Genomic DNA, 24974 nt, shown 5'->3' with positions numbered 1-24974 from the left:
AGCCGAATAGTTTTCAGGGAGCCGCGAGATGGCGAAAGAGAAGTTTGAGCGGACTAAGCCGCATGTGAACATCGGAACGATCGGTCACGTCGACCACGGCAAGACGTCGTTGACGGCCGCGATCACGAAGGTTCTTGCCGAGAAGGGCGGAGCGTCCTTCACGGCTTACGACCAGATCGACAAGGCGCCTGAAGAGCGCGCCCGCGGTATCACGATCTCGACGTCTCACGTTGAGTACGAGACGGAGAACCGTCACTACGCACACGTCGACTGCCCCGGCCACGCCGACTACGTGAAGAACATGATCACCGGCGCTGCCCAGATGGACGGCGCGATCCTGGTGGTGTCTTCCGCTGACGGCCCGATGCCGCAGACCCGCGAGCACATCCTGCTCGCCCGTCAGGTCGGCGTCCCGGCACTCGTCGTGTTCATGAACAAGGTCGACCAGGTTGACGATCCGGAGCTTCTGGAACTCGTCGAGCTGGAAATCCGCGAGCTTCTGTCGAAGTACGAATTCCCCGGCGACGACATTCCGGTCGTGAAGGGTTCGGCACTTGCAGCGCTTGAGGATTCGAACGCTGAAATCGGCCGTGAAGCGGTTCTGAAGCTGATGGAAGCGGTTGATTCGTACATTCCGCAGCCTGAGCGTCCGATTGACCAGCCGTTCCTGATGCCCGTCGAAGACGTGTTCTCGATCTCGGGTCGCGGTACGGTTGTGACGGGTCGTGTTGAGCGTGGCATCGTCAAGGTCGGTGAAGAAGTCGAGATCATCGGCATCCGTCCGACCGTGAAGACGACCGTGACGGGCGTTGAAATGTTCCGCAAGCTGCTGGATCAGGGTCAGGCTGGCGATAACGTCGGTGCTCTGCTTCGCGGCACGAAGCGTGAAGACGTTGAGCGCGGTCAGGTTCTGGCGAAGCCGGGTTCTGTCAAGCCTCACACGAAGTTCAAGGCTGAGGCTTACATCCTGACGAAGGAAGAAGGCGGCCGTCATACTCCGTTCTTCGCGAACTATCGTCCTCAGTTCTACTTCCGCACAACGGACGTTACCGGGATCGTGAAGCTCCCGGAAGGAACGGAAATGGTGATGCCGGGCGACAACATCTCGGTTGAGGTGGAGCTGATCGTTCCGATCGCGATGGAAGAGAAGCTGCGCTTCGCTATCCGTGAAGGCGGCCGTACCGTCGGTGCAGGCGTCGTCGCTGAAATCATCGCTTGAGTTTGTTTTTGGGGCGTCCGGTTTATGCCGGACGCTACGCTGAGCCGGGTTCGGCCTGAGGTTGCTGTTATGACAAAAGGTCAGAATATACGCATCCGCCTCAAGGCGTTTGACCATCGTGTGCTGGATGCTTCCACACTCGAGATTGTGTCGACTGCCAAGCGGACGGGTGCGAAGGTACGGGGTCCGATCCCGCTGCCTACGCGTATCAAGAAGTTTACTGTGAATCGTTCGCCGCACATCGACAAGACGTCGCGCGAGCAGTTCGAGATGCGCACTCACCTGCGCGTTCTCGATATCGTTGAACCCACACCGCAGACGGTCGATGCTCTTATGAAGCTTGATCTGGCTGCTGGTGTTGACGTGGAAATCAGGCTCTGACCTCCCCTAGGGGATGGTCAGAGCCAGGAACGCCCTGGAGGATATGCTCATGCGCTCCGGCGTCATCGCAAAAAAAGTCGGGATGACTCGTGTCTTTACAGATACGGGGGAGCATATCCCGGTAACGGTTCTCAAAGTTGACAACTGTCAGGTTGTTGCGCATCGGACCGTCGAAAAGAATGGCTATACGGCACTGCAGGTCGGTGTTGGCGTAGCCAAGGTTAAGAACGTCTCGAAAGCCGAACGTGGTCATTACGCGACTGCGCAGGTCGAGCCGAAGCAGAAGCTCGCAGAGTTTCGTGTCGATCCCGGTCAGGAAATTCCGGTAGGCGCAGAAATCACTGTCGATCACTTCGTGCCTGGACAGTTTGTCGATGTGACAGGCATCAGCACGGGTAAGGGCTTTGCCGGTGGTATGAAGCGCTGGAACTTTGGCGGTCTGCGGGCCAGCCATGGTGTTTCGGTGTCGCACCGTTCGATCGGTTCGACCGGCGGTCGGCAAGACCCCGGAAAGACGTTCAAGAACAAGAAGATGCCTGGTCATCTCGGTGTAGAACGCGTCACGACACAAAATCTGCGTGTTGTGCAGACCGATTTGGAGCGTGGGCTTATTCTTGTCGAGGGTGCAGTGCCGGGCGTTGCCGGGGGCTGGATCACAGTGCGCGATTCGGTGAAGCGTTCGCTTCCGAAAGAAGCGCCTGTTCCAGGCAGCTTCCGTGAACGCGGTGCACAGGCTGCTGTGGCTGAAGTTCAGGAGAGCGCAGAATGAAGCTCGATATTACAACACTCGACGGCGGGACTGCCGGCGCGATCGAGCTCGACGATGCGATCTTTGGTCTTGAGCCTCGCCTTGATCTGATTCAGCGCTATGTGCGTTGGCAGCTTGCCAAGCGCCAGGCTGGTACACACCAGTCGCTCGGTCGGTCGGAGATCAACCGGACAGGTAAAAAGCTCTACCGCCAAAAAGGTACGGGCGGAGCACGTCATGGTTCGGCGCGCGCACCGCAGTTTCGTGGTGGTGGCAAGGCTTTTGGTCCGGTAGCGCGCAATCATGCGCACGATTTGCCGAAGAAGGTCAGACAGCTTGCTCTCAAGCATGCACTGTCCGCGAAAGCTCGCGCGCAGACATTGATTGTCATCGACGAGGTCCGCACAGCGGAGCCGAAGACTAAACTGTTGCGTGAGCAGCTTGGTAAGCTGGGGCTTTCTAACGCGCTCTTTATTGGTGGTAATGAGATCGACGTTAATTTCGGTCTCGCAGCCCGTAACATTCCGAATCTCGATGTCCTGCCGGTGCAGGGTATCAATGTCTATGACATCCTGCGGCGGGACACTCTTGTTCTGACAAAGGCCGCCGTGGACGCGTTGGAGGCGCGCTTCAAATGAGTCAGGATCCGCGCCATTATGACGTGATCGTCGGCCCTGTTATTACCGAAAAGGCTACAAACCTTTCGGAGCAGAACAAGGTCATTTTCAAGGTCGCCCGTACGGCGACCAAGCCGCAGATCAAAACAGCGGTTGAAAAGCTTTTCGATGTTAAGGTCGTGAGCGTTAATACGCTCCTGACCAAAGGCAAGACAAAGCGCTTCCGTGGTCTTTTAGGTCAGCGGTCAGACGTCAAGAAAGCAGTTGTGACCCTCGCCGAAGGTCATAGCATTGATGTGACGACAGGCTTGTGAAGCTGGTGAAGGAGTAAACCGATGGCTTTGAAGCACTTCAAACCGGTTACGCCGAGCCAGCGTCAGCTGGTGATCGTCGACCGGACGGGGTTGCATCGGGGGGCGCCGGAAAAGGCGCTGACCGAAGGACTGACCCGTAAGGGCGGCCGCAATAATAACGGACGTATTACCGTTCGTTTCCGCGGCGGCGGCCACAAGCGTTCGTATCGTATTGTCGACTTCAAGCGCCGCGAGCGGATTGGAGAGATCGCAACGGTCGAGCGCATTGAATACGATCCGAATCGCAGCGCGTTCATTGCTCTGCTGGCATTTCCGGATGGAGGAAAATCCTACATCCTCGCGCCGCAGCGTCTTAGCGCCGGTGATTCGGTAACCTCGGGTGAGCAGGCTGATATCAAGCCGGGTAATGCATTACCGCTGGCGAGCATTCCTGTCGGTACGATTGTGCACAACATCGAACTGAAGATCGGCAAGGGCGGCGCCATTGCACGTTCAGCAGGTGCGTATGCGCAGATCGTTGGCCGTGATCAGGGATATGTGATCCTGCGTCTCAACTCAGGTGAGCAGCGTCTCGTTCATGGTCAGTGCTTTGCCACAGTGGGTGCTGTGTCCAACCCGGACCATATGAACACAAACAAAGGCAAAGCCGGTCGTTCGCGTTGGCTAGGCCGTCGTCCGCATAACCGTGGCGTGACCATGAACCCGATCGACCATCCTCACGGTGGTGGTGAAGGTCGTACGTCCGGTGGTCGTCATCCCGTGACGCCATGGGGTAAGCCGACCAAGGGCAAGAAGACCCGTTCCAACAAACGGACGGACGCTTTTATCGTGTCCAGCCGCCACGCGAAGAAGAAGAGGTAAGGGGCGCGCAATGGCACGTTCTACATGGAAAGGTCCGTTTGTTGACGGCTATGTCCTCAAGAAGGCCGAGACCGCACGCGCGTCTGGCCGTTCCGAAGTGATCAAGATCTGGAGCCGCCGCTCTACGATCCTGCCTCACTTCATTGGGTTGACGTTTGGCGTCTACAACGGTCAGAAGCACATTCCGGTTGCTGTCACCGAGGAAATGGTCGGTCACAAGTTTGGCGAATTTTCGCCGACGCGTACCTTCCATGGACACGCAGCTGATAAAAAAGCGAAGAGGAGATAAGCCATGGGTAAGGCATCTGCTCCCCGCGCGCTGAAGGACAACGAAGCCAGGGCTGTAGCACGCAATCTGCGTGTTTCCCCCCAGAAGTTGAACCTTGTTGCGCAGCTCATTCGTGGCAAGAAAGTTGATCGTGCCTTGGCCGATCTTCAGTTCAGCCGCAAGCGTATTGCGATTGACGTTCGCAAGGCGCTGGAAAGCGCTATTGCCAATGCCGAAAACAACCATGAACTCGATATCGATGATCTCGTGGTTGCGGAAGCTTTCGTCGGCAAAGGGCTTGTAATGAAGCGTTTCCACGCACGCGCCCGCGGTCGTGGTGCACGCATCGAAAAACCGTTTTCGCACTTGACCATTGTGGTGCGCGAAGCGGCATCTGAGGCTTGAGGAGGAGACGATGGGTCAGAAGGTCAATCCGATCGGCCTGCGTCTCGGTATCAACCGGACGTGGGATTCTCGCTGGTTCGCGGCGAAGGCCGAATACGGCAAGCTGCTGCATGAGGATTTTGCCATCCGCAAGGCACTCCTCAAGCAGCTCAAGCAGGCCGCGGTATCACGCATTGTTATCGAACGCCCGCACCGCAAGGCACGCGTGACGATTTACTCGGCTCGTCCGGGTGTTGTCATCGGTAAGAAAGGCGCGGACATCGAAAAGCTGCGCCAGATTGTGTCGAAGCTGACGAAAGCCGAAGTCAGCATCAACATCGTCGAAGTGCGTAAGCCTGAAACCGATGCTACGTTGGTTGCCGACTCGATCGCACAGCAGCTTGAGCGTCGTGTGGCATTTCGTCGCGCAATGAAGCGTGCCGTTCAGTCGGCTATTCGCCTGGGTGCCGAAGGTATTCGTATCAACTGTTCGGGCCGACTGGGCGGAGCCGAAATCGCTCGTATCGAGTGGTATCGTGAAGGTCGTGTGCCTCTTCACACCTTGCGTGCTGATATTGATTATGGTACAGCAACTGCCTTCACGACATACGGTACGTGTGGAATCAAGGTCTGGATCTTCAAGGGCGAGATCCTGGAGCACGATCCGTTGGCTCAGGATAAGAGACTGGCAGACGAGGGCAGCAGCGGTCAGCGCTCCCATGGTCATGGCCGGCGTGATTCTGCGGCTTAAGGAGCGGGAGTAGGATAAATGCTTCAGCCCAAGAGGACGAAGTTTCGTAAGCAGTTCAAAGGTCGCATTCATGGCGAGGCCAAGGGTGGGACCGATTTGAACTTTGGTGAGTTTGGCCTGAAGGCGCTTGAACCCGAACGGGTTACGGCACGTCAGATCGAAGCAGCACGTCGTGCCATTACGCGTCAAATGAAGCGTCAAGGGCGTGTGTGGATTCGTATTTTCCCGGATCTTCCGGTATCGGATAAGCCGGCGGAAGTGCGCATGGGTAAAGGTAAGGGGTCGCCTGATTATTGGGCGGCTCGTGTTAAGCCTGGCCGTGTGTTGTTCGAGCTTGCAGGTGTTAACGAGGAGATCGCGCGTGAAGCGCTTCGCCTTGGTGCTGCAAAACTGCCGATCAAGACGCGTTTTGTTCAACGAATCGCCGAGTAAAGGAGGGCGATATGACATCAAAGCAGAGGCTCTCCGACCTCAAGGTATTGTCGGCAGACCAGCTTCAGGATGAGCTTCTTAAGCTCAAAAAGGAGCAGTTCAATCTGCGTTTTCAGCGGGCAACCGGCCAGCTTGAAAACACAGGTCGTGTCAAGGAAGTTCGCCGCGATATTGCGCGGGTTAAGACGTTCCAGCAGGCGAAGCTCGCCAGCGCGGGTAAGGCCTGAGGAGTCGATAATGCCGAAACGTACACTGCAGGGCGTGGTTGTTAGCGACAAGCAGGACAAGACCGTCGTAGTCAAGGTCGAGCGTCGTTTTACCCATCCGCTGCTGAAAAAGACCGTTCGCCGTACCAAGAACTTTCATGCTCATGATGAGGCTAATCAGTTCAAGGTTGGCGATACGGTTTGGATTGAAGAGACGCGTCCATTGTCGCGTTTGAAGTCATGGGTTGTTCTGCAAAATGAGCAGGGTAACTCGGAAGCGTAAGTTTTAAATCGATATAGGCCAGGGGACCAGAAGATCCCCGTCAGGCGTAGTCCGAATGAACGGAAACCGTCTGAGACAGAGAAAGGATCTGTGCCATGATCCAGATGCAAACTAACCTCGACGTTGCCGATAATTCCGGCGCTCGTCGTGTCATGTGCATCAAGGTGCTTGGTGGCGCGAAGCGCAAGTACGCAGGCGTCGGCGATATTATTGTCGTCTCCGTTAAGGAAGCCATTCCACGCGGTCGCGTGAAGAAGGGCGACGTGATGAAGGCTGTTGTTGTCCGCACAGCGAAGGATATTCGCCGTGCTGATGGGTCTGTCATCCGCTTTGATAATAACGCAGCCGTTCTGATTAATAATCAGAAGGAGCCTGTTGGTACGCGTATCTTTGGCCCGGTTCCACGTGAACTGCGCGCTAAAAATCACATGAAAATTATTTCGCTTGCTCCCGAGGTGTTGTAATGGCCGCGAAGATCAAGAAAGGCGACAAGGTCGTCGTGCTTGCTGGCCGTGACAAAGGGCAGTCGGGCGAAGTTGTTAGCGTTATTCCTGCCGAGCAGCGGGCTGTGGTGCGTGGCGTTAACATCGTCAAGCGGCATACTCGTCAGTCGGCGTCCAGCGAAGGTGGGATCATCTCCAAAGAGGCGCCTTTGCACCTCTCCAACCTCGCGCTTGTCGACCCGAAAGACGGTAAGCCGACGCGTGTTGGATTCAAGATTTTGGAAGACGGACGCAAGGTTCGCTTTGCGAAGCGTTCGGGAGATGTGATCGATGTCTGATGCAACCACAGATCTGGGCGCTAACTACGTTCCGCGCCTGCGCACGCATTACGATGAAGTCGTGCGTCCAAAATTGATCGAGGAGTTTGGATACAAGAATCCTCTCCAGGTTCCTGCTATCGAGAAGGTCGTCCTGAACATCGGTGCCGGTGAGTCGGTCAACGACTCCAAGAAAGCATCTGTTGCTGCGGCAGATCTTGCTCTAATTGCTGGACAAAAGCCGGTCATTACGCGTGCGCGTAAAGCTATAGCGACGTTCAAGTTGCGCGAGAACATGCCGATCGGCGCGAAGGTAACGCTTCGCAAGACCCGCATGTATGAGTTTCTTGACCGCCTTGTAACCATCGCTCTTCCGCGCGTACGCGATTTCCGCGGACTTAATGCGAAGTCATTCGATGGTCGCGGTAACTTTGCGCTTGGTCTTAAGGAACACCTTGTGTTCCCTGAGATTGATTATGACAAGGTTGAGCAGCCTTGGGGTATGGATATCATTGTTGTGACTTCTGCGAAAACGGATGATGAAGCCCGTGCATTGCTGAAGCACTTTAACTTCCCGTTCCGGCAGTGAGAGTTCATCTCTCATACGCGGACACCGGAGATAAGACACATGGCTAAGAAAAGTTCTATAGAGAAGAACAAGCGTCGCATCGCGCTGGTAAAGCGCTATGCGGCTAAGCGCGAAGCGCTGCTTGCAATTGCGAATAACGAAGAATTGCCGATCGAAGAGCGTTTTGAGGCTCGCCTCAAACTTGCTGAACTCCCGCGGAATGCTAACCCGACGCGCGTTCGCAATCGCTGTGAAGTCACAGGTCGTCCGCGCGCTTACTACCGCAAGCTGCGGCTTTCTCGTATTGCATTGCGCGAATTGGGTTCACAGGGACAGATCCCTGGCCTCGTGAAGTCCAGCTGGTAAGGAGATCAGAAATATGGCGATCAATGATCCGCTTGGCGATCTGCTTACGCGCATTCGCAACGCTCAGCTTCGTCGTCGCGGCAAGTTGACAACACCCGGTTCCAAGCTTCGTGCACGTGTGCTTGAGGTGCTCAAGGAAGAAGGTTACATTCGCGGCTATACCACGACGGAATATGGCAATGGCCGTACCGAGTTCGAGGTGGAGCTCAAATACTTCGATGGTGAGCCGGTTATCCGCTCCATCCAGCGCGTTTCAAAGCCGGGACGTCGTGTCTACGCCTCCGTCGATAAGCTTCCGCGTGTTGCTGATGGTCTTGGTGTCGTCATTCTTTCTACGCCGAAGGGGGTCATGGCTGACCACACGGCTAGGGAAGTCAACGTAGGTGGCGAGGTGCTTCTTGAGGTGTTCTGAGAATTGCTTTGGCAATTCTGGTTCATCCAGAGCATTTGAATGAGAGCACGGGAGGCCATTATGTCTCGTATTGGTAAGAAGCCGGTTTCGGTTCCGGCAGGTGTGACGGCCACCGTTACCGGACAGGCTGTCAAGGTTAAGGGACCTAAAGGCGAATTGTCCTTTGTCGTTCCTGATGAAGTTAGCGTTGAATTGAAAGAAGGCGCCATTAAAGTTGATCCTCGCGATGACTCCAAAAAAGCACGCTCGCTTTGGGGTACGTCCAGGTCACAGGTGTCAAACTTGATACAAGGCGTCTCTCAGGGATTTGAGAAGAAGCTTGAAATCAACGGTGTGGGCTACAAGGCCGCAGTTCAGGGTAAGGTCCTCAAGTTGTCGCTTGGTTTTAGCCATGACGTCGATTTCGAGATTCCTGCAGGCATTCTGATTGCGACTCCTAAGCCTACAGAGATTGTTATCAGCGGTATTAACGCTCAGGTTGTGGGTCAAACTGCCGCCAAGATTCGCGATTACCGCCGCCCCGAGCCGTATAAAGGCAAGGGTGTTAAATACGCTGATGAATTTATCTTCCGCAAGGAAGGCAAGAAGAAGTAAGGATGCGCAGCGATGGCTGAAAAAATCAGTACCACGGATCGCCGGCGGGCCCGTGTTCGCCGTGCACTCCGTGCGGCGGCAAATGGCAGGGTTCGCCTTTCCGTTCACCGTTCTTCAAAGCAGATTTATGCGCAGATCATTGATGATGCACAGGGGCGCACCCTTGTTCATGCATCCACTCTTGAAAAAGATTTGCGCGAACAATTGAAGACTGGCGCCGATATCGAGGCTGCTAAGGTCGTTGGTAAGCTAATTGCTGAACGAGCAGTTGCTGCAGGCGTTACCGATGTGGTTTTCGACCGTGGTGCATTTATCTATCACGGCCGCGTCAAAGCCTTGGCTGACGCTGCACGTGAAGCGGGTCTGAATTTCTAACCATTTTTAGTGCCCGGTTGTTTTTAATATGACGGCGGCTTGTTAAAACATGCGAGCAGGGGCCGTCGCCCTGCGTTAGTGAGATTGATATGGCAAGAGAGCGTCAGCAACAACGTGATCGTGAAGAGCGTGATAGTGAATTTACGGACAAGCTCGTTCACATCAACCGTGTTGCAAAAGTCGTCAAGGGTGGCCGCCGTTTCGGATTTGCTGCTCTTGTTGTAATTGGTGACCAAAAGGGTCGCGTCGGGTTTGGACACGGTAAGGCGCGCGAAGTTCCGGAAGCTATTCGAAAGGCTACCGACGCTGCGAAGCGCGCCCTTGTGCGAATTCCTTTGAAGGAAGGCCGCACACTTCACCACGACGTTGCTGGTCGCTGGGGTGCAGGTAAAGTCATTTTGCGGGCAGCTCCTCCCGGTACCGGAATCATTGCTGGTGGTCCGATGCGTGCAGTATTCGAAACCCTGGGTGTTGCCGATGTTGTGGCTAAGTCTATCGGTTCTTCGAATCCGTATAACCTCGTGCGTGCTACGTTTGATGCCCTGAAGCGTGAGGACAGCCCTCGCTCGGTGGCGGCTCGCCGTGGTCTCAAGGTTTCTACTCTTCAGTCGCGTCGTCGTGATGCGGCCGAAGGTGAGAGCCTCGGCACGGATGCGTGAGGAGAGTGACCATGGCTAATACCACAAACAAAACATTGATCGTTGAGCAAACTGGCAGCCCTATTCGTCGTCCCGCTTATCAGCGTCAGACGCTTATTGGTCTCGGTCTTAACAAGATTCGTCGCCGTTCCGAACTGGAAGATACTCCTGCGGTTCGTGGTATGATCGAGAAGGTCAAACACCTCGTACGCGTCGTTTCGGACGCTTCCGAAGCTGGCAAGTAAGGAGGGCGCAATGGTCAAGTTGAACGAACTTTCGGATAATCCAGGCGCTGTCAAAGCGCGTACCCGTGTCGGTCGCGGCATTGGTTCTGGGAAGGGTAAGACGGGTGGTCGCGGCGTCAAGGGACAGAAGTCTCGTGCCGGTGTAGCTATCAAGGGCTTCGAGGGCGGTCAGATGCCCATTCATCGTCGTTTGCCCAAGCGTGGCTTCAATAATATCTTTGCCAAAGATTTCAATGAAATCAATCTTGGCAAAATCCAGGAAGCTGTTGATGCAGGTCGGATAGATGCATCGCAGACTATCACCAACGAAGCACTTGTTGCCGCTGGGATTTTGTCGAAGTTGCGTGATGGTGTCCGTATCCTTGGTGTCGGTGAGTTGACGGCAAAGCTGGCTTTTTCTGTAGCTGGCGCATCAAAGTCCGCAGCGGATGCAATCGAAAAAGCTGGTGGATCGTTGACGGTGCTGAACGCGAAGGTAGCGGAAGCGTAATTTAGCCTTTATATGAGGTGTTAGCAGTGGCGACACGGGGAGAAATCTCTGGCTGTCGCCATTGTTGTGTTAATGACCCTGATAGTGTTGATACTCAGGGTATGCGGCGCGCATAAGGATCTGATACTCATGGCTTCGGCAGCGGAACAGCTTGCGGCTAACCTCAATTTCAGCGCCTTCTCTAAGGCCGGGGAGCTCAAGAAGCGGATCTGGTTTACGCTCGGTGCGTTGATCATTTATCGTCTTGGCACTTACATTCCGCTTCCGGGCATCAATCCCCAGGCGCTTGCGGACATTTTCCAGCAGACCCAAGGCGGCGTGCTCGGACTTTTTAATATGTTCTCGGGCGGCGCCGTCAGCCGCATGGCTATTTTTGCCCTTAATATCATGCCGTATATCTCGGCTTCGATTATTATTCAGCTTCTTACCAGTGTTGTTCCGTCGCTTGAAACACTGAAGAAAGAAGGGGAAGCTGGACGCAAAATCATCAACCAGTACACCCGCTACCTGACTGTGGTTCTGGCCATTTTCCAAGCCTGGGGTATAGCGTTCGGGCTTGAGAGCTCGGGCAGTATCGTCCTTGATCCCGGACTGTTTTTCCGTATCTCAACGGTGATTACGCTTGTTGGGGGTACGATGTTCCTCATGTGGCTTGGTGAGCAGATCACCTCGCGCGGTATCGGGAATGGTATTTCTCTGATCATCTTTGCGGGTATTGTTGCCGAACTTCCAAGTGCGATCGGTGGAACGCTGGAGTTGGGACGGCAGGGTGCGCTTTCAACAGGTATCATTCTTGGTGTGATCCTGATGTCGGTGCTCGTGATTGCGTTCATTGTGTACATGGAGCGCGCTCAACGCCGGTTGTTGATCAATTATCCGAAGCGCCAGGTTGGCAATCGCCTTTATGAAGGCCAGACTTCGTTTCTGCCGCTCAAACTGAATACAGCTGGCGTCATTCCTCCAATTTTTGCTTCGTCGTTGCTGCTTCTGCCGACAACGATTGCCAGTTTCCAGCAAGCAGGAGGGGAAACAGGATTTCTTGGGACCATTGCATCGCACCTTGCCCATGGGCGGCCTGCGTTTATGGTGCTTTATGTCGCATTGATTGTGTTCTTTGCCTTCTTCTATACGGCGATTGTGTTCAATCCTGCTGAAACAGCCGACAATCTCAAGAAGCATGGCGGCTTCATTCCAGGTATCCGGCCGGGCGAGAGAACTGCGGATTATATCGATTACGTTCTCACCCGTATTACCACTGTGGGTGCGGCCTATATCGCATTTATCTGTTTGTTGCCCGAAGTGCTAATTTCCTACGCGGCTTTGCCGTTCTATTTTGGTGGTACGTCATTGCTGATTGTGGTCACCGTGACAATGGACACTGTCGCGCAGGTACACGGTCATCTGATGGCTCACCAGTATGAAGGGCTGGTCAAGAAATCGAGACTGAAGGGGGCAAAAAGACGATGAGATTGGTATTTCTGGGGCCGCCCGGCGCGGGTAAGGGGACGCAGGCCAAACGCCTTGTTGAGAAATATGGCATTCCTCAGCTGTCTACCGGCGACATGCTTCGTGCTGCGGTCGCGGCGGGTACGCCAATCGGTGCCAAGGCCAAGGCTGTCATGGAAGCCGGAGGCCTTGTCTCCGATGACATTGTTGTTGGGATTATCGTTGACCGCATTGAAGAGTCTGATGCTCAGCGTGGCTTCATTCTTGATGGTTTCCCACGGACCCTCGCACAAGCAGAGGCGCTTGATGCTGCATTGAAGTCAAAGGGCCTGAAAATCGATCTTGCTCTTGAACTCAAGGTTGATCATGAAAAGCTTGTAGACCGCATTGTGAACCGTGCCCAAGAAGCTCGGGATCGCGGAGAGGAAGTCCGCAAGGATGATGATCCTGAAGTCTTCAAGACTCGACTTGCTTCTTATGTTCGGGATACTGCAATAGTAGCCCCGCACTATAAGAAGCAGGGGCTCCTCGTTGAAGTCGATGGCCAGCAGCCGATCGACGCGGTGACGGATTCAATCGAGAATGCATTGTCATCAGGCTTGACGAAGAATTAAAATTCGTATAAGCGATCATCTTCCCTTGCATCGATTGGTCGCTACCGGCATCGAGCGGTTGCGGCCATTCGGTTTTTGATGCGCAGGGGCCGGACTCCACCGGACGCGTATCAGAAGTTCCGCCCGTATTTCGGGGCATTATCGAGTTGCCTTTTCAGGCATATATGGAGTTGAGCGTGGCTCGTATAGCAGGTGTTAATATTCCGACTGCCAAGCGTGTGGTGATTGCGCTGCAGTACATTCACGGTATCGGGCCTCAGAAGGCTCAGGAAATCATCGAGAAGGTCAATATTCCGGCAGAACGCCGTGTGAATGAGTTGACCGACGCCGAAGTTCTGCAGATCCGCGAAACCATCGACCGCGACTATGTCGTGGAGGGTGATCTGCGCCGTGAAGTGTCGATGAATATCAAGCGGCTTATGGATCTTGGTTGCTACCGCGGTCTTCGTCATCGCCGCAATCTTCCCGTTCGCGGTCAGCGCACGCATACCAATGCCCGTACCCGCAAGGGTAAGGCGAAGCCGATCGCCGGCAAGAAGAAGTAAGATCGGGCAATTCGCCTGCTTTGCTGTCGCCGTATTGATTCCACGGCGGCGGTCTCGTTCGTTCTATCAACTGTCCCGAGCGCCTGGAATGACGGGCGCGCCTGAAGGATCCGGAAAACTATGGCAAAAGAAGCAACCCGTATTCGCCGCCGCGAACGCAAGAACATCGCCTCGGGTGTTGTGCACGTTAACGCATCGTTCAACAATACGATGGTGACAATTACCGACGCCCAGGGCAACACCATCTCGTGGTCGTCTGCTGGTGCAATGGGGTTCAAGGGGTCGCGTAAGTCTACTCCTTATGCTGCGCAGGTGGCAGCGGAAGATGCAGCACGTAAGGCTGCGGACCACGGCATGCGGACCGTTGAAGTTGAAGTGACCGGCCCAGGCTCTGGCCGCGAGTCTGCTTTGCGCGCACTCCAGGCGGCAGGTTTCACCGTCACCTCGATTCGCGACGTCACTCCTATTCCTCACAATGGGTGCCGCCCGCGTAAGCGCCGCCGCGTCTGATGTTTTTTGTATCCCTGCCGCGCGGTTTTGATGCCGTGCGGCGATTTTGTCCATTGGCGCGGTTGTCTCACTCAATCCGCCAAGGTCGAGCACTCCGAGAGGTGCGGTCGTGATCCAGAAAAACTGGCAGGAACTCATCAAGCCCGGCAAGCTTCGGGTGACGCCCGGCGATGATCCGCGTCGTATTGCGACGATCGTTGCCGAGCCGCTGGAGCGCGGTTTCGGTTTGACACTCGGCAATGCCCTTCGTCGGGTCTTGTTGTCGTCGCTTCAGGGCGCTGCCGTGCAGGCTGTCCATATCGACGGCGTATTGCATGAGTTTTCCTCCATTCCTGGTGTGAGGGAAGATGTCACCGACATCATCCTGAACATCAAGGCTATCGCTATCAAGATGCAGGGCGAAGGCCCCAAGCGTCTTACGTTGCGCAAACAGGGACCTGCAGTGGTCACTGCCGGTGATATCGCCACAGTGGGTGATATCCAGGTTCTCAATCCCGAGTTGCCGCTGCTGACGCTGGACGATGGTGCTGAGATTCGCATCGAGTTCACTGTCAATACCGGCAAGGGTTATGTCCCCTCGGAGCGCAATCGTCCTGAAGATGCGCCGATTGGCTACATTGCCGTCGACAGCCTCTATAGTCCGGTCAAGAAGGTGTCTTATCGCGTTGAGAATACGCGTGAAGGCCAGATTCTGGACTATGACAAGCTGACCTTGGTCGTGGAGACGAATGGCTCCATCGCCCCTGATGATGCCGTTGCCTATGCTGCGCGTATCCTGCAGGATCAGTTGGCTGTGTTCGTCAACTTCGAGGAGCCGCGCCGCGAAGAGGCTGCCGTTACGACGCCGCAGCTGCCCTTCAATCCTGCTCTACTCAAGAAGGTCGATGAGCTTGAGTTGTCGGTTCGCTCGGCGAACTGCCTCAAGAACGATAACATCGTCTATATCGGTGATCTTATTCAGAAGACCGAGGCAGAGATGTTGCGCACACCGAACTTCGGCCGTAAGTCTCTGAACGAGATCAAGGAAGTGCTTGCATCCATGGGCTTGCACCTTGGCATGGAAGTCACCGGCTGGCCGCCAGAGAATATCGAAGAGCTGGCCAAGCGATTCGAAGAACATTATTGATCGGCATCTATGCCTGAAGCGTTGCTAGACGCTTTTCTGTTACGCCGGGCGACGTTGCCCGGCGTGATTTTTAACCCCACGAGCAATTAAAAACACAAAGTGGCGGCTGTTCCGTGGCACGGCGGTCGTCCAAGAACAAGGAGTTCGCCATGCGTCATGGTTTTGCCCATCGCCGTTTTAACCGTTCGTCCGCTCATCGTAAGGCGATGTTCGTCAATCTTGCTTCCGCGCTGATCAAGCACGAGCAGATTATTACGACCTTGCCGAAGGCCAAGGATCTTCGCCCGATTGTCGAGAAGCTGATCACGCTTGGTAAGCGCGGCGATCTGCATGCACGTCGTCAGGCGATTGCGCAACTTCGCGATCCGGTTCTCGTGCGCAAGCTGTTCGACGTTCTCGGTCCGCGCTATAAGGATCGTAACGGCGGTTATACGCGCGTGCTCAAGGCTGGCTTCCGGTACGGCGATAATGCACCGATCGGCGTTATCGAGTTCGTAGATCGCGACGTCAATGCACGCGGTCAGGACTCCGGCCCGGTGCAGGTTGAGGCCGATACCGAGGCGTGAGCTTCCGGCTGATTGTGTCTGAGTGATCGTGTGACGGGCGGCCATTGGCTGCCCGTTTTGCTTATCGGGGCGGGTTTGTTGGCGTGGCGCGCTTTCTCTGCATGACGGATTTTCGCCACGGTCTATTGTTTGTATCGTGCTGCCGCACCTATGTAGGGACGTGCTTTACGTCACAACCCTTGATAAGTTTTGACTGATAGATTTGCGTAGCTTCTTTCATGCGAGGCATGGGCGCGGTGTCGCGCGAAAGAGGCGATCATATCCGGGATTTTTCTATGACTGCGAGTCGGAGTCGAATGAGCGCTCTGTCCAGGGCGCTGACTGTTTCTGCAGCATTGCTGGTTGCTTCTGTATGGGCACCGTTGGCGTCTGCCCAGGGGGCAAATCAGGAAGCGGCCCAGACGAGGGTGGTGCCGGGGGCGCGCGAAGAGGTGCTGATGTCGCTGGCGCCTGTGGTTCGTGAAATTGCGCCATCGATCGTCAACGTCTATGGCTCGCGGGTCGAGCAGCGGCAGGCGCATCCGTTTCTTGATGATCCTTTCTTTGGTCAGTTTTTCGGTGAGCGTGGGTTCGGTGTGCCGCGTGATCGGGTGCAGCGTTCGGCTGGCTCTGGCGTGGTTGTCGATCCGTCCGGTTTGGTCATCACCAATCACCATGTGATTGCCGGCATGACGGAAGTGAAGGTGTCGCTTGCGGATCGGCGGGAGTACCCGGCCAAGGTGGTGATCAGCGATGAACGATCCGATCTTGCGGTATTGAAACTGGAAGGAGAGGGGCCTTTTCCTGCCGCGAGGCTGGGTGACTCCGAAGCGCTTGAGGTTGGGGATTTTGTGATTGCACTCGGCAATCCCTTCGGTGTCGGCCAAACGGTGACTCAGGGGATTGTGTCCGCGCTCGCCCGCACTCAGGCCGGCATCAGCGATTTTCAGTCTTTTATCCAGACGGATGCGGCGATCAATCCCGGTAATTCCGGCGGTCCGCTGGTGGACCTCAACGGCGATGTTGTTGGTATCAATACGGCGATCTTTACGCGCTCCGGCGGCAACCACGGAATTGGTTTTGCGGTGCCGTCGTCTGTCGCGCGGCTTGTGCTGGAGTCGGCGCGTGGGGGCAGTAGTGTCGTTCGCAGGCCTTGGCTCGGCGCGCGCTTGCAGACTGTAAGCCAGGATATTGCGCATGGTCTTGGGCTGCCACGCCCGCTTGGCGCTCTGGTGGCCTCGGTCGTCAATGACAGCCCTGCGATGAAGGCAGGGCTCGTGCCCGGTGACGTGATCACCTCTGTTTCCGGGAGACCTGTCGATGATCCGGATGGATTTGGTTATCACTTCTATTCACGGCCGGTCGACGGTGAGATATCGCTCGCTGTGCTGCGTGGGGGCGATACGGTGACGCTGACTCTGCCGCTGGCCGCTGCGCCGGAACGCCCTGCGCGCGATCCGGTGACGGCTGGGGAAAGGCCGCGTTCGCCGTTCATCGGGGCGACGGTGGTCAACCTTTCCCCGGCGGTTGCGGAGGAAATGGCCATTACCTATGCGGATAATGGTGTCGTGATTCTCGACCCCGGCGCATCGGCGCGTTTTGGTTTTCGGGCGGGCGATATTCTGCTCTCGATTAATGATCGGGACATCGCGAACACGGGCGATTTCGATACTGCGTGGCAGAGTGCGCCGCGGTTCTGGCGCGTCACGCTTAATCGGCAGGGGCGTGTGCTGCGGACGGAGTTTGGCGGTTAATACGGCAGGTTTTTCTGGCTGCTTGGGTGCGCGGTTTGTCGGGGAGCGGAACGCAATAAAAGTTATGGATTCCGACAAATCCCGTTCGGCTGGATGATGCTATTTGATGGAAAACCGCATCGGCGGCGTCTAGTTTGACGTTTGTTTCTACATGAGGATGGCTGGTCGTCATGCCGAACCTTTTTGACGCTGCTGGTTTAGATCGTGACGTGCCACGCCCGCTGGCGGACAGGTTGCGCCCGGCGCGGTTGGAAGATGTTGTCGGGCAAGAGCATCTGACAGGCCCGGATGGGGCTTTGACGCGGCTGCTGCGCTCGGGCTCTGTGGGGAGTCTTGTTTTCTGGGGGCCTCCCGGCACGGGCAAGACGACTGTCGCGCGCCTGCTGGCTGGCGAGACGGATCTTGTCTTTGAGCAGATGTCGGCGATTTTCTCCGGTGTTGCAGACCTGAAGAAGGCGTTCGAGGCGGCGCGCGCGCGCCGGCAGACGGGCAAGGGCACGCTTCTGTTCGTGGATGAGATCCATCGTTTCAATCGCGCGCAGCTCGATGCGTTCCTGCCGGTTATGGAGGATGGCACGATCACGCTCGTGGGGGCGACGACGGAAAATCCGTCGTTTGCACTCAATGCGGCGCTGCTGTCGCGGGCGCGGGTGATGACTTTCCATGCGCTCGATGAAACGGCTTTGCAGGCTTTGCTGTCACGCGCTGAGGAGGTTGAAGGGCGCCCGCTGCCGCTTGATGAAGAAGCACGGCTTTCGTTAGTGCGCATGGCCGATGGTGATGGGCGGGCCGCGCTGACGCTTATCGAGGAGCTGTGGCGCGCTGCAGGTGAGGGGGAGGTGTTTTCCGCCGCGCAATTGCAGGAGGTGTTGCAACGCCGCGCGCCGATTTACGACAAATCGCAGGATGGACATTACAACCTGATTTCGGCGCTGCACAAAACCGTGCGCGGCTCCGATCCCGACGCGGCGCTGTATTATCTGGCGCGTATGCTCGATGCGGGTGAAGACCCGCTTTATCTTGGCCGGCGCCTAGTGCGCATGGCGGTGGAGGATATCGGGCTGGCCGATCCGCAGGCCTTGGTGATCGCGAATGCCGCCAAGGATGCTTATGATTTTCTCGGCTCTCCGGAGGGGGAACTGGCGCTGGCGCAGGCGGTGATTTATCTCGCCACGGCGCCGAAGTCCAACGCCGCCTATGTCGCTTACAAGCAGGCGCGCAGGGTGGCGAAGGAGGGTGGATCGGCGATGCCGCCGAAGGTCATTCTGAATGCGCCGACGAAGTTCATGAAATCCGAGGGGTATGGCGATGGCTACGCCTATGACCACGATCAGCCGGATGCCTTCTCGGGGCAGGATTATTGGCCGGAAGCCATCGGGCGGCAGAGTTTCTATGCCCCCGTGGAACGGGGGTTCGAGCGGGAAATCGGCAAACGTCTGGCATGGTGGCAAAAGCTGCGGGCAGAACGGCAGGACGAGCAATGAACGCGGGGCTGGCGTTGGCGGTGTTCGTTGGCGCCGGGCTAGGCGGTGTTCTGCGCTGGCAGGTTGGCGCATTGGTGGCGCGCTGGCTGGGAGCCTCCTTCCCATGGGGGACGTTGATCGTCAATGTCAGCGGATCGGCCGTCATGGGGGTGCTCGCCGCGCTATTTATGACGCGCACCGATGAGGGGCTGTGGCAAACGGCGCGTCTGTTCATGCTTACCGGCGTGCTGGGAGGCTATACGACGTTTTCGACATTCTCGCTGGAAACGATTGCGCTATGGGAGCGCGGCGCGTTCACGGCCGCGGCGGCCTATTGTTTCGGCTCGGTTGTCTTATCGTTCGCGGGACTATGGATCGGCCTGGTTGTTGCCCGCAGCTTTTCTTGAGGCGGCAAGGCTGAACAGAATAGGGCGCGGGATGTTCTGACGGAATCGGAACAGACGCTTTGAATGCTATATCTTACAGCGGCTTGCGTTCGATTTGATGGATCGATTTGAATACAGACGGCGGCAAGAGTGCAGTTGCGTCCCGTCGCCGATGCTGTATGGATTTGTCAATCGTGCGTTTTCCTGCCAGATGGAATCATCCGGGCGACAGGAATTCGTTTAAAATCAGAAAGTTGGACCGTTTTTCGCTTTTTCGGCGAAATGTTGAACGGTGTGAAGGCGCGCTGTTCAGGCGTCGGATGGAGTATAGGATGAGCACTTCTCGCGGCGGCGGACGTGTGCGCGGATCGTCTGGGGCAGGTCGCAGCGCCCAGCCGGCCCGGCAGTTTCGCAGCGGTAAGCCAACGCGGCCGGGAGCATCCCCGGCGGCGGTGCGTCGGGATGGGCCGGTGACAAAAACCGCTGATGCGCCTGTGGCCAAGCCATCCCGCGCCGAACAAAAAGCGGAGGCGAGCGCCGTGCTCGCTACCGGCGTGCAGACGCTGACCGTGACAGCCGACGAAGCGGATATGCGTCTTGATCGCTTTCTGACGGCGCGTTTTCCGCAACTGCCGTTTACCCACATTCAGCGTATCGTGCGCAAGGGTGAGCTGCGTGTGGACGGCAAGCGGGTCAAGCCGAATGATCGCCTGCTCGAAGGGCAGAGCGTGCGCGTGCCGCCGCTCAAGATCGAGGAGCGTGCGCCCGCGCCGCGCAGTCTCAAGCACGGCGGCGACGATCTGGCGTTTCTGAAGTCGATCACGCTTTATGAGGACAAGGATGTGCTGGTCCTCAACAAGCCGATGGGGCTTGCCGTGCAGGGCGGTTCCGGCACGACGCGGCACGTTGACGGGTTGCTGGAGGCGATGCGCGATGCTGACGGGCAAAAGCCGCGCCTTGTGCACAGGCTCGACAAGGATACGGCTGGTTGCCTCGTGATCGCCAAGACGCGTTTTGCCGCCACGACGCTGGCAAAAAGCTTCCGCTCGCGCACGGCGCGCAAGATCTACTGGGCGCTGGTCGCCGGTGTGCCGCGTGTCAAACAGGGGCGCATTTCCACCTATCTGGCGCGCGAGGAGCAGCAGGATGGCGATGCGCGCATGGCGGTGGCGCAACATGGTGATGATGGCGCAAGCCACGCCGTCACCTATTACGCGCTTGTCGATAACGTGGCGCAGAAGCTTGCGTGGCTGTCGCTGAAGCCGGTGACCGGCCGCACGCATCAGTTGCGCGCTCATACGGCGCATATCGGTCACCCCATCGTTGGCGATCCGAAATATTTCAATGTCGAGAATTGGGAACTGCCGGGCGGCATCCAGAAGAAGCTGCATCTGCTGGCGCGGCGCATCGTGATTGCACACCCGCGCACCGGCAAGCCGCTGGATATCACCGCGCCGCTGCCGCCGCATATGAAGCAATCCTGGAACCTGCTGGGCTTCGATGCCGAGCGCTTCGACCCGATTATCGACGCGCCGGAAGAATAAGCGCCCAATCCGGTTGACCGGACTGGGCGCAAGCAGCGTCTGTTCGGTGTCCTGCCGGCCTGCCTATTCCGCCGCGGCTGCGTTGAGGCGGGCAAATCCTTCTTCCAGATCTGCCTTGAGGTCACGCACGTCTTCAAGGCCAATCTGGAAGCGGATGGTCGGGCCTTCCGGCTCCCAGCGCGTGGCCGTGCGATAGGGCGTTGCGCGGAAAGGAATCGCCAGGCTCTCGAAGCCGCCCCACGAATAACCCAGCCCGAAAAACTTCAGATGATCGAGGAAAGCCGCGACTGCCTTGTGCGGAACGGATTTCAGCACCACGGAAAACAGGCCCGTCGAGCCAAGGAAGTCGCGCTTCCAGATGGCGTGGCCGGGATGGCTTTCCAGCGCGGGATGCAGGACGCGCGATACCTCGGGCCGCGTTTCGAGCCAGCGCGCCAGTTCCAGCGCCGATTTCTGATGGGCCTCAAGCCGCACGGCGAGAGTGCGCAAGCCGCGCAGGGCGAGATAAACATCGTCCGGCCCAACGCACATACCCGTGTCGCCATGGGTTTTGGCCAGCGCACGCCAAGCCCGCGCGTTGGCCGACACCGTACCGAACAGGATATCGGAGTGGCCGGACAGATATTTGGTGCCGGACCATATCGAAATATCCGCGCCGCGTGCGTGGGCCGGGAAGTAAAGCGGCGTCGCCCAGGTGTTGTCGAGCAGAACAAGAATATCCCGCGCATGTGCGGCCTCGGCGATGGCCGGAATATCCTGCACCTCGAAGGTGAGCGAGCCGGGTGATTCGGTGAACACCGCGCGCGTGTTGGGTTTGAACAGGCTGGCGATGTCGCCGCCGATCAGGGGATCGTAATATGTGATCTCGACGCCGAAGCGCGCCAGCACATTGTCGCAGAACGTCCGGATGGGGTCATAGGCCGAATCGGTCATGAGCAGATGATCGCCGGCCTTGAGCACGGCCAGCAGCGCCGTCGACACCGCCGACAGGCCGGAGGGACACAGCACCACGCCCACACCACCCTCAATGGCGCCGATGGCCTCCTGCAAGGCGCTCATGGTGGGCGAGCCGCGCCTGCCGTAGCCGTAGCGATTGGTGCGCTCCGCCATGTCCTTCACGGATGGGAACAGCACCGTGGAGCCATGATAGACCGGCGGGTTGACGAAGCCGAATGCCTCCTCGGGATGGCTCCCCGCGACCGAAAGGCGCGTTGCGGGCTGGAAATCAGCGATTTCGTCAGTGGAAAATTTGCGCATGGTCCATTACCGTTCCAACAATGATGAATAAACACCAACTTTGCCGCGCCAAACCTGACGACGCAAGCCCGGCGGTGGGAACCTGCCCCGGCATGGCTGTGGCCGCATCGCGGATTGTTGTGTCGCGCTGTTGATATTGCTTCTTATTCTATATTATTAATACGATGGATGTGCTGTTGCGGCCATCACGGACAGGGAACAGGACATGACGACCTTAGCACCGGAAGCAGCCCGCGAACCAAAGGATACGCCGGCTATCCGCATGGTGGACGTGAACAAGTGGTACGGGGAGTTTCAGGTGCTGCGCGACATCAACCTCGATGTCGCCCGGGGTGAGCGTATCGTCATCTGCGGCCCGTCCGGGTCCGGCAAGTCGACGCTGATCCGCTGCATCAACCGGCTGGAGGAATACCAGAAGGGCCGTATCATCGTCGATGACGTCGAGCTGACCAACAACAGCAAGCGCATCGAGGAAATCCGCCGCGAAGTCGGCATGGTGTTCCAGCACTTCAACCTGTTCCCGCATCTGACGATCCTGGAGAACTGCACGCTCGCGCCCATCTGGGTTCGGAAGTTGCCCAAGAAGGAAGCCGAGGCCATTGCCATGCGCTATCTGGAGCGGGTGAAGATCCCGGAGCAGGCGAACAAGTATCCGGGCCAGCTCTCCGGCGGGCAGCAGCAGCGTGTGGCGATAGCGCGCTCGCTGTGCATGAACCCCAAGATCATGCTGTTCGATGAGCCGACATCCGCGCTCGATCCGGAAATGGTCAAGGAAGTGCTCGACACCATGGTAACGCTGGCGGAAGAGGGGATGACGATGCTCGTCGTTACCCACGAGATGGGCTTCGCCCGGCAGGTGGCGGATCGCGTGATCTTTATGGATCAGGGCCAGATCGTGGAAATGAACACGCCGGACGAGTTCTTCTCCAACGCCCGGAACGAGCGGACGAAAATCTTCCTCGGCCAGATCCTGCATTGATCTTCCGCGGCCAAGCTGCCAAACAGGATCGAGTCTGAACGGGAGAGCGCGGCCTGGTCCCGCCGCCCGTTCGTCGAGGCGGGCGATCCGGGGGAGCGGGCATGTTGTTCTTCATTTTCGTGGTTATTCTGGCGCTGATCGGCGCGGTAGCGTTGTCGTCCGTTCTGGGCCGGCAGGGCGTTTATGTCGCGTGGATCGCGCTGCTGGGCGGCACGGGTATTGCGCTGCTTGGACCCATCATCACCTCATGCCGCCTCTGCTGGACCGAGGTGATGAGCATCGCGGCGTTCCTGTCCTCGCCGTTCTTCATCGTGGGTTGGATCGCGCTGGCGCAGATCAATGTGCTGCACGTGCCGCAGCGGCTGCTTTATGGTCTCGGCGGCCTGATGCTGGTGCAGGTTCTGTGGGCCTCGCGCGTGACGATCTTCGCGACATTGGAGGGCAATTGCCCCTGTGGTTCGGCGCTGGCCGGGTTCGTATCCACCGAACTGTCGGCTTCGGGCTTTGATCGTATTGCCGGTCCGCTGTTCCTGATGCAGGCCATTGTGACGCTTGCCATCCTCGTCAGCATCTGGCGCCGCGCGCGCACCCGGCCTTCGTACGCTTGATAATTGTCTCAGCCATTCCCGCGTCTCGTTAGATCGCGGGAATGGTTTGATGCTCCGGTTTCAAAGGGCAGCTGCTATGGCGTCACTCCGCCGTGCCGGTGCCGCTCTTGGTGTTCTTCTCTGCCGCCTGTGCCGCCAGCGTTGCTGAAAGCCGTGAGCGTTCGAAGAGAACCACGACGATAATGGCGAACCCCAGCGGGATGATGAGATACAGCAAGCGGAACACCAGCAGCGCCGCCAACACATCCGATTGCGAGAGCGTGTCGCTCGCCATCGCGTTGAGAAACACGAACTCCAGAACGCCAAGCCCGCCCGGTGCATGCGACACCAGTGCCAGCGAGAATGACGCGAGAAACACGCCCAGCACGACGAAGTAGCCGGGGTTGCCGGCTTCCGGCAGGGCAAAATAGATGATGCCGGCGGCGCCGATCAGTTCGAGCGGAGCGGCGAAGATCTGGCGGAAGGTGACGGGCAGGCGCGGATAGTAGACGGCGAATTTGCCGATGACCAGCGGCTTGAACTCCCGCCACGAGCCGAGCACATAAAGCACGACAAGCCCAAGCAGGCCGAAGCCGGTCAGCCTGATAAGCCATATCGGCGCATCGATCATGCGCAGCATGACCTCCGGCTCTCCCACGAGCACCAGCCCGCCGAGCAGAACGGTGCCCAGCCCGAACGTGAACGAGCACAAGGCCACGAGCACGCCAATTTCGCCGATGCTGAGGCCCAGCGTTCCATAGGCACGAAAGCGCACCATGGCTCCGGACAGCACGGACGCGCCGATGTTGTGGGACAGCGCATAGGTCGTGAAGGAAATCAGCGATACCGCCGTCCACGATATCTTGCGGCCAAGATGCAACAGGGCGATGCGGTCATACCAGGCCAGCGCGGCGTAGGCGACAAAAGTGGCCAGCACGCACAACAGCCACTGCACGGAGCTGATGTTGGTGAGGCTCACCCACACATCATCCGCCGAAATGCCCTTTAGCTCCTTGTACAGCAGCCAGAACGAAAAAACGACGGCGGCGAGGCCGATGACCGGCCACACATATTCAAGCTTTTTTTTCATTGGCATTCTGGCGTCTGGTAAGGGGGCAGGGAGGTGCTGACAGTCATCCATGGCACCCGTGAGGACGGCGCATACGGCCGGTGCAGGTATCGCAGGATTGGCACGACGATGGCAAGGGGGCGCAAGACACCTTATTGCCATAAATCCCCGTAAAGGGCGTCTGCTCGCGTTATTTTCATCTCGGTCGGACTCCCGCGAGAAGCAGGAGGATCGGCG

36 protein-coding genes are annotated in these 24974 nt (G+C 57.4%); 34 read left to right on the top strand and 2 right to left on the bottom strand.

Going from position 1 to position 24974, the window contains the following annotated elements; translation table 11 throughout:
* The first annotated feature begins 28 nt into the window (after window positions 1-28).
* The 32 genes from tuf (at window position 29) to FHS81_RS14145 (ending at window position 20845) form a co-directional block, all read left to right on the top strand.
* A complete protein-coding gene (gene tuf, locus FHS81_RS14300) occupies window positions 29-1219 on the top strand; it encodes an elongation factor Tu (protein WP_183754115.1) in 1191 nt (396 codons plus the stop codon).
* Between the two features lie 69 nt (window positions 1220-1288).
* A complete protein-coding gene (gene rpsJ, locus FHS81_RS14295) occupies window positions 1289-1600 on the top strand; it encodes a 30S ribosomal protein S10 (protein WP_183754113.1) in 312 nt (103 codons plus the stop codon).
* Between the two features lie 49 nt (window positions 1601-1649).
* Entirely contained in the window at window positions 1650-2369 is a 720-nt protein-coding gene (gene rplC, locus FHS81_RS14290) for a 50S ribosomal protein L3 (RefSeq protein WP_183754111.1), read from the top strand.
* Window positions 2366-2986 (top strand): 50S ribosomal protein L4, encoded by a 621-nt coding sequence (gene rplD, locus FHS81_RS14285; RefSeq protein WP_183754109.1) that lies wholly within the window; start codon window positions 2366-2368, stop codon window positions 2984-2986. The genes rplC and rplD overlap by 4 nt, the downstream gene beginning before the upstream one ends.
* Window positions 2983-3279 carry a 50S ribosomal protein L23 gene (locus FHS81_RS14280; RefSeq protein WP_183754107.1) on the top strand — a complete coding sequence of 99 codons (297 nt, stop codon included), beginning with the start codon at window positions 2983-2985 and terminating at the stop codon, window positions 3277-3279. The genes rplD and FHS81_RS14280 overlap by 4 nt, the downstream gene beginning before the upstream one ends.
* Window positions 3280-3300: 21 nt before the next feature.
* Complete coding sequence (gene rplB, locus FHS81_RS14275; protein ID WP_183754105.1) at window positions 3301-4140, top strand: 50S ribosomal protein L2; 840 nt, start codon at window positions 3301-3303, stop codon at window positions 4138-4140.
* A 10-nt stretch (window positions 4141-4150) separates the two neighbouring features.
* On the top strand, window positions 4151-4429 hold the full coding sequence (gene rpsS, locus FHS81_RS14270; RefSeq protein ID WP_183754103.1) for a 30S ribosomal protein S19: 279 nt from the start codon (window positions 4151-4153) through the stop codon (window positions 4427-4429).
* Window positions 4430-4432: 3 nt separating this feature from the next.
* A complete protein-coding gene (rplV, locus tag FHS81_RS14265; protein WP_183754101.1) occupies window positions 4433-4813 on the top strand; it encodes a 50S ribosomal protein L22 in 381 nt (126 codons plus the stop codon).
* 10 nt (window positions 4814-4823) lie between these two features.
* Window positions 4824-5543 carry a 30S ribosomal protein S3 gene (gene rpsC / locus FHS81_RS14260; protein ID WP_183754099.1) on the top strand — a complete coding sequence of 240 codons (720 nt, stop codon included), beginning with the start codon at window positions 4824-4826 and terminating at the stop codon, window positions 5541-5543.
* Between the two features lie 18 nt (window positions 5544-5561).
* A complete protein-coding gene (gene rplP / locus FHS81_RS14255) occupies window positions 5562-5975 on the top strand; it encodes a 50S ribosomal protein L16 (RefSeq protein WP_183754097.1) in 414 nt (137 codons plus the stop codon).
* Window positions 5976-5986: 11 nt separating this feature from the next.
* On the top strand, window positions 5987-6202 hold the full coding sequence (rpmC, locus tag FHS81_RS14250) for a 50S ribosomal protein L29 (RefSeq protein ID WP_183754095.1): 216 nt from the start codon (window positions 5987-5989) through the stop codon (window positions 6200-6202).
* A gap of 10 nt (window positions 6203-6212) precedes the next feature.
* Entirely contained in the window at window positions 6213-6464 is a 252-nt protein-coding gene (gene rpsQ / locus FHS81_RS14245) for a 30S ribosomal protein S17 (protein ID WP_183754093.1), read from the top strand.
* Between the two features lie 95 nt (window positions 6465-6559).
* Complete coding sequence (gene rplN / locus FHS81_RS14240) at window positions 6560-6928, top strand: 50S ribosomal protein L14 (protein ID WP_166949854.1); 369 nt, start codon at window positions 6560-6562, stop codon at window positions 6926-6928.
* Window positions 6928-7245, top strand: a complete 318-nt coding sequence (gene rplX, locus FHS81_RS14235) for a 50S ribosomal protein L24 (protein ID WP_183754091.1) — start codon at window positions 6928-6930, stop codon at window positions 7243-7245. Before rplN ends, rplX begins: the two co-directional genes overlap by 1 nt.
* Window positions 7238-7813, top strand: coding sequence for a 50S ribosomal protein L5 (gene rplE, locus FHS81_RS14230; RefSeq protein WP_183754089.1), 576 nt, complete (start codon window positions 7238-7240; stop codon window positions 7811-7813). Before rplX ends, rplE begins: the two co-directional genes overlap by 8 nt.
* A gap of 39 nt (window positions 7814-7852) precedes the next feature.
* Complete coding sequence (gene rpsN, locus FHS81_RS14225; RefSeq protein ID WP_183754087.1) at window positions 7853-8158, top strand: 30S ribosomal protein S14; 306 nt, start codon at window positions 7853-7855, stop codon at window positions 8156-8158.
* A gap of 13 nt (window positions 8159-8171) precedes the next feature.
* Window positions 8172-8570: a 30S ribosomal protein S8 gene (gene rpsH / locus FHS81_RS14220; RefSeq protein ID WP_183754085.1), complete on the top strand. Its 399-nt coding sequence runs from the start codon at window positions 8172-8174 to the stop codon at window positions 8568-8570.
* 60 nt (window positions 8571-8630) lie between these two features.
* A complete protein-coding gene (gene rplF, locus FHS81_RS14215; protein ID WP_183754083.1) occupies window positions 8631-9164 on the top strand; it encodes a 50S ribosomal protein L6 in 534 nt (177 codons plus the stop codon).
* Between the two features lie 12 nt (window positions 9165-9176).
* A complete protein-coding gene (gene rplR, locus FHS81_RS14210) occupies window positions 9177-9539 on the top strand; it encodes a 50S ribosomal protein L18 (RefSeq protein WP_183754081.1) in 363 nt (120 codons plus the stop codon).
* 89 nt (window positions 9540-9628) lie between these two features.
* Window positions 9629-10198 (top strand): 30S ribosomal protein S5, encoded by a 570-nt coding sequence (gene rpsE / locus FHS81_RS14205; RefSeq protein ID WP_183754079.1) that lies wholly within the window; start codon window positions 9629-9631, stop codon window positions 10196-10198.
* Between the two features lie 11 nt (window positions 10199-10209).
* Window positions 10210-10422, top strand: coding sequence for a 50S ribosomal protein L30 (gene rpmD / locus FHS81_RS14200; RefSeq protein WP_183754077.1), 213 nt, complete (start codon window positions 10210-10212; stop codon window positions 10420-10422).
* 10 nt (window positions 10423-10432) lie between these two features.
* Window positions 10433-10912, top strand: coding sequence for a 50S ribosomal protein L15 (rplO, locus tag FHS81_RS14195; protein ID WP_183754075.1), 480 nt, complete (start codon window positions 10433-10435; stop codon window positions 10910-10912).
* A gap of 129 nt (window positions 10913-11041) precedes the next feature.
* Window positions 11042-12379 carry a preprotein translocase subunit SecY gene (gene secY / locus FHS81_RS14190; protein ID WP_183754073.1) on the top strand — a complete coding sequence of 446 codons (1338 nt, stop codon included), beginning with the start codon at window positions 11042-11044 and terminating at the stop codon, window positions 12377-12379.
* Complete coding sequence (locus tag FHS81_RS14185; RefSeq protein WP_183754071.1) at window positions 12376-12972, top strand: adenylate kinase; 597 nt, start codon at window positions 12376-12378, stop codon at window positions 12970-12972. The genes secY and FHS81_RS14185 overlap by 4 nt, the downstream gene beginning before the upstream one ends.
* A 176-nt stretch (window positions 12973-13148) precedes the next feature.
* Entirely contained in the window at window positions 13149-13517 is a 369-nt protein-coding gene (gene rpsM, locus FHS81_RS14180) for a 30S ribosomal protein S13 (RefSeq protein ID WP_183754268.1), read from the top strand.
* A gap of 120 nt (window positions 13518-13637) precedes the next feature.
* Window positions 13638-14027 (top strand): 30S ribosomal protein S11, encoded by a 390-nt coding sequence (gene rpsK / locus FHS81_RS14175; RefSeq protein ID WP_183754069.1) that lies wholly within the window; start codon window positions 13638-13640, stop codon window positions 14025-14027.
* A gap of 52 nt (window positions 14028-14079) precedes the next feature.
* Window positions 14080-15153: a DNA-directed RNA polymerase subunit alpha gene (locus FHS81_RS14170; protein WP_343052498.1), complete on the top strand. Its 1074-nt coding sequence runs from the start codon at window positions 14080-14082 to the stop codon at window positions 15151-15153.
* A 149-nt stretch (window positions 15154-15302) separates the two neighbouring features.
* Entirely contained in the window at window positions 15303-15719 is a 417-nt protein-coding gene (rplQ, locus tag FHS81_RS14165) for a 50S ribosomal protein L17 (RefSeq protein ID WP_183754065.1), read from the top strand.
* Between the two features lie 296 nt (window positions 15720-16015).
* Complete coding sequence (locus tag FHS81_RS14160; protein ID WP_183754063.1) at window positions 16016-17452, top strand: Do family serine endopeptidase; 1437 nt, start codon at window positions 16016-16018, stop codon at window positions 17450-17452.
* Window positions 17453-17622: 170 nt separating this feature from the next.
* The gene (locus FHS81_RS14155; RefSeq protein WP_183754061.1) at window positions 17623-18936 is read left to right on the top strand and encodes a replication-associated recombination protein A; all 1314 of its coding nucleotides are present in this window, start codon (window positions 17623-17625) and stop codon (window positions 18934-18936) included.
* Window positions 18933-19322 (top strand): fluoride efflux transporter CrcB, encoded by a 390-nt coding sequence (gene crcB, locus FHS81_RS14150; protein ID WP_183754059.1) that lies wholly within the window; start codon window positions 18933-18935, stop codon window positions 19320-19322. Before FHS81_RS14155 ends, crcB begins: the two co-directional genes overlap by 4 nt.
* A gap of 311 nt (window positions 19323-19633) precedes the next feature.
* A complete protein-coding gene (locus tag FHS81_RS14145; protein WP_183754057.1) occupies window positions 19634-20845 on the top strand; it encodes an RluA family pseudouridine synthase in 1212 nt (403 codons plus the stop codon).
* A gap of 63 nt (window positions 20846-20908) precedes the next feature.
* Here FHS81_RS14145 and metC read toward each other — a convergent pair whose 3' ends face one another.
* On the bottom strand, window positions 20909-22102 hold the full coding sequence (gene metC / locus FHS81_RS14140; protein WP_183754055.1) for a cystathionine beta-lyase: 1194 nt from the start codon (window positions 22100-22102) through the stop codon (window positions 20909-20911).
* Between the two features lie 262 nt (window positions 22103-22364).
* On the opposite strand from metC, the gene FHS81_RS14135 reads away from it, so the two are divergent.
* Window positions 22365-23081 (top strand): amino acid ABC transporter ATP-binding protein, encoded by a 717-nt coding sequence (locus tag FHS81_RS14135; protein WP_428982458.1) that lies wholly within the window; start codon window positions 22365-22367, stop codon window positions 23079-23081.
* Between the two features lie 101 nt (window positions 23082-23182).
* A complete protein-coding gene (locus tag FHS81_RS14130) occupies window positions 23183-23689 on the top strand; it encodes a hypothetical protein (RefSeq protein WP_183754051.1) in 507 nt (168 codons plus the stop codon).
* 82 nt (window positions 23690-23771) lie between these two features.
* Here FHS81_RS14130 and FHS81_RS14125 read toward each other — a convergent pair whose 3' ends face one another.
* On the bottom strand, window positions 23772-24758 hold the full coding sequence (locus tag FHS81_RS14125) for a lysylphosphatidylglycerol synthase transmembrane domain-containing protein (RefSeq protein WP_183754049.1): 987 nt from the start codon (window positions 24756-24758) through the stop codon (window positions 23772-23774).
* Between the last annotated feature and the right edge of the window lie 216 nt (window positions 24759-24974).

The sequence above is a fragment of the Pseudochelatococcus contaminans genome (genome assembly GCF_014195635.1).
GTDB classification, from domain to species: Bacteria; Pseudomonadota; Alphaproteobacteria; order Rhizobiales; family Beijerinckiaceae; genus Pseudochelatococcus; species Pseudochelatococcus contaminans.
This window is presented reverse-complemented; position numbering and strand designations above follow the sequence as displayed.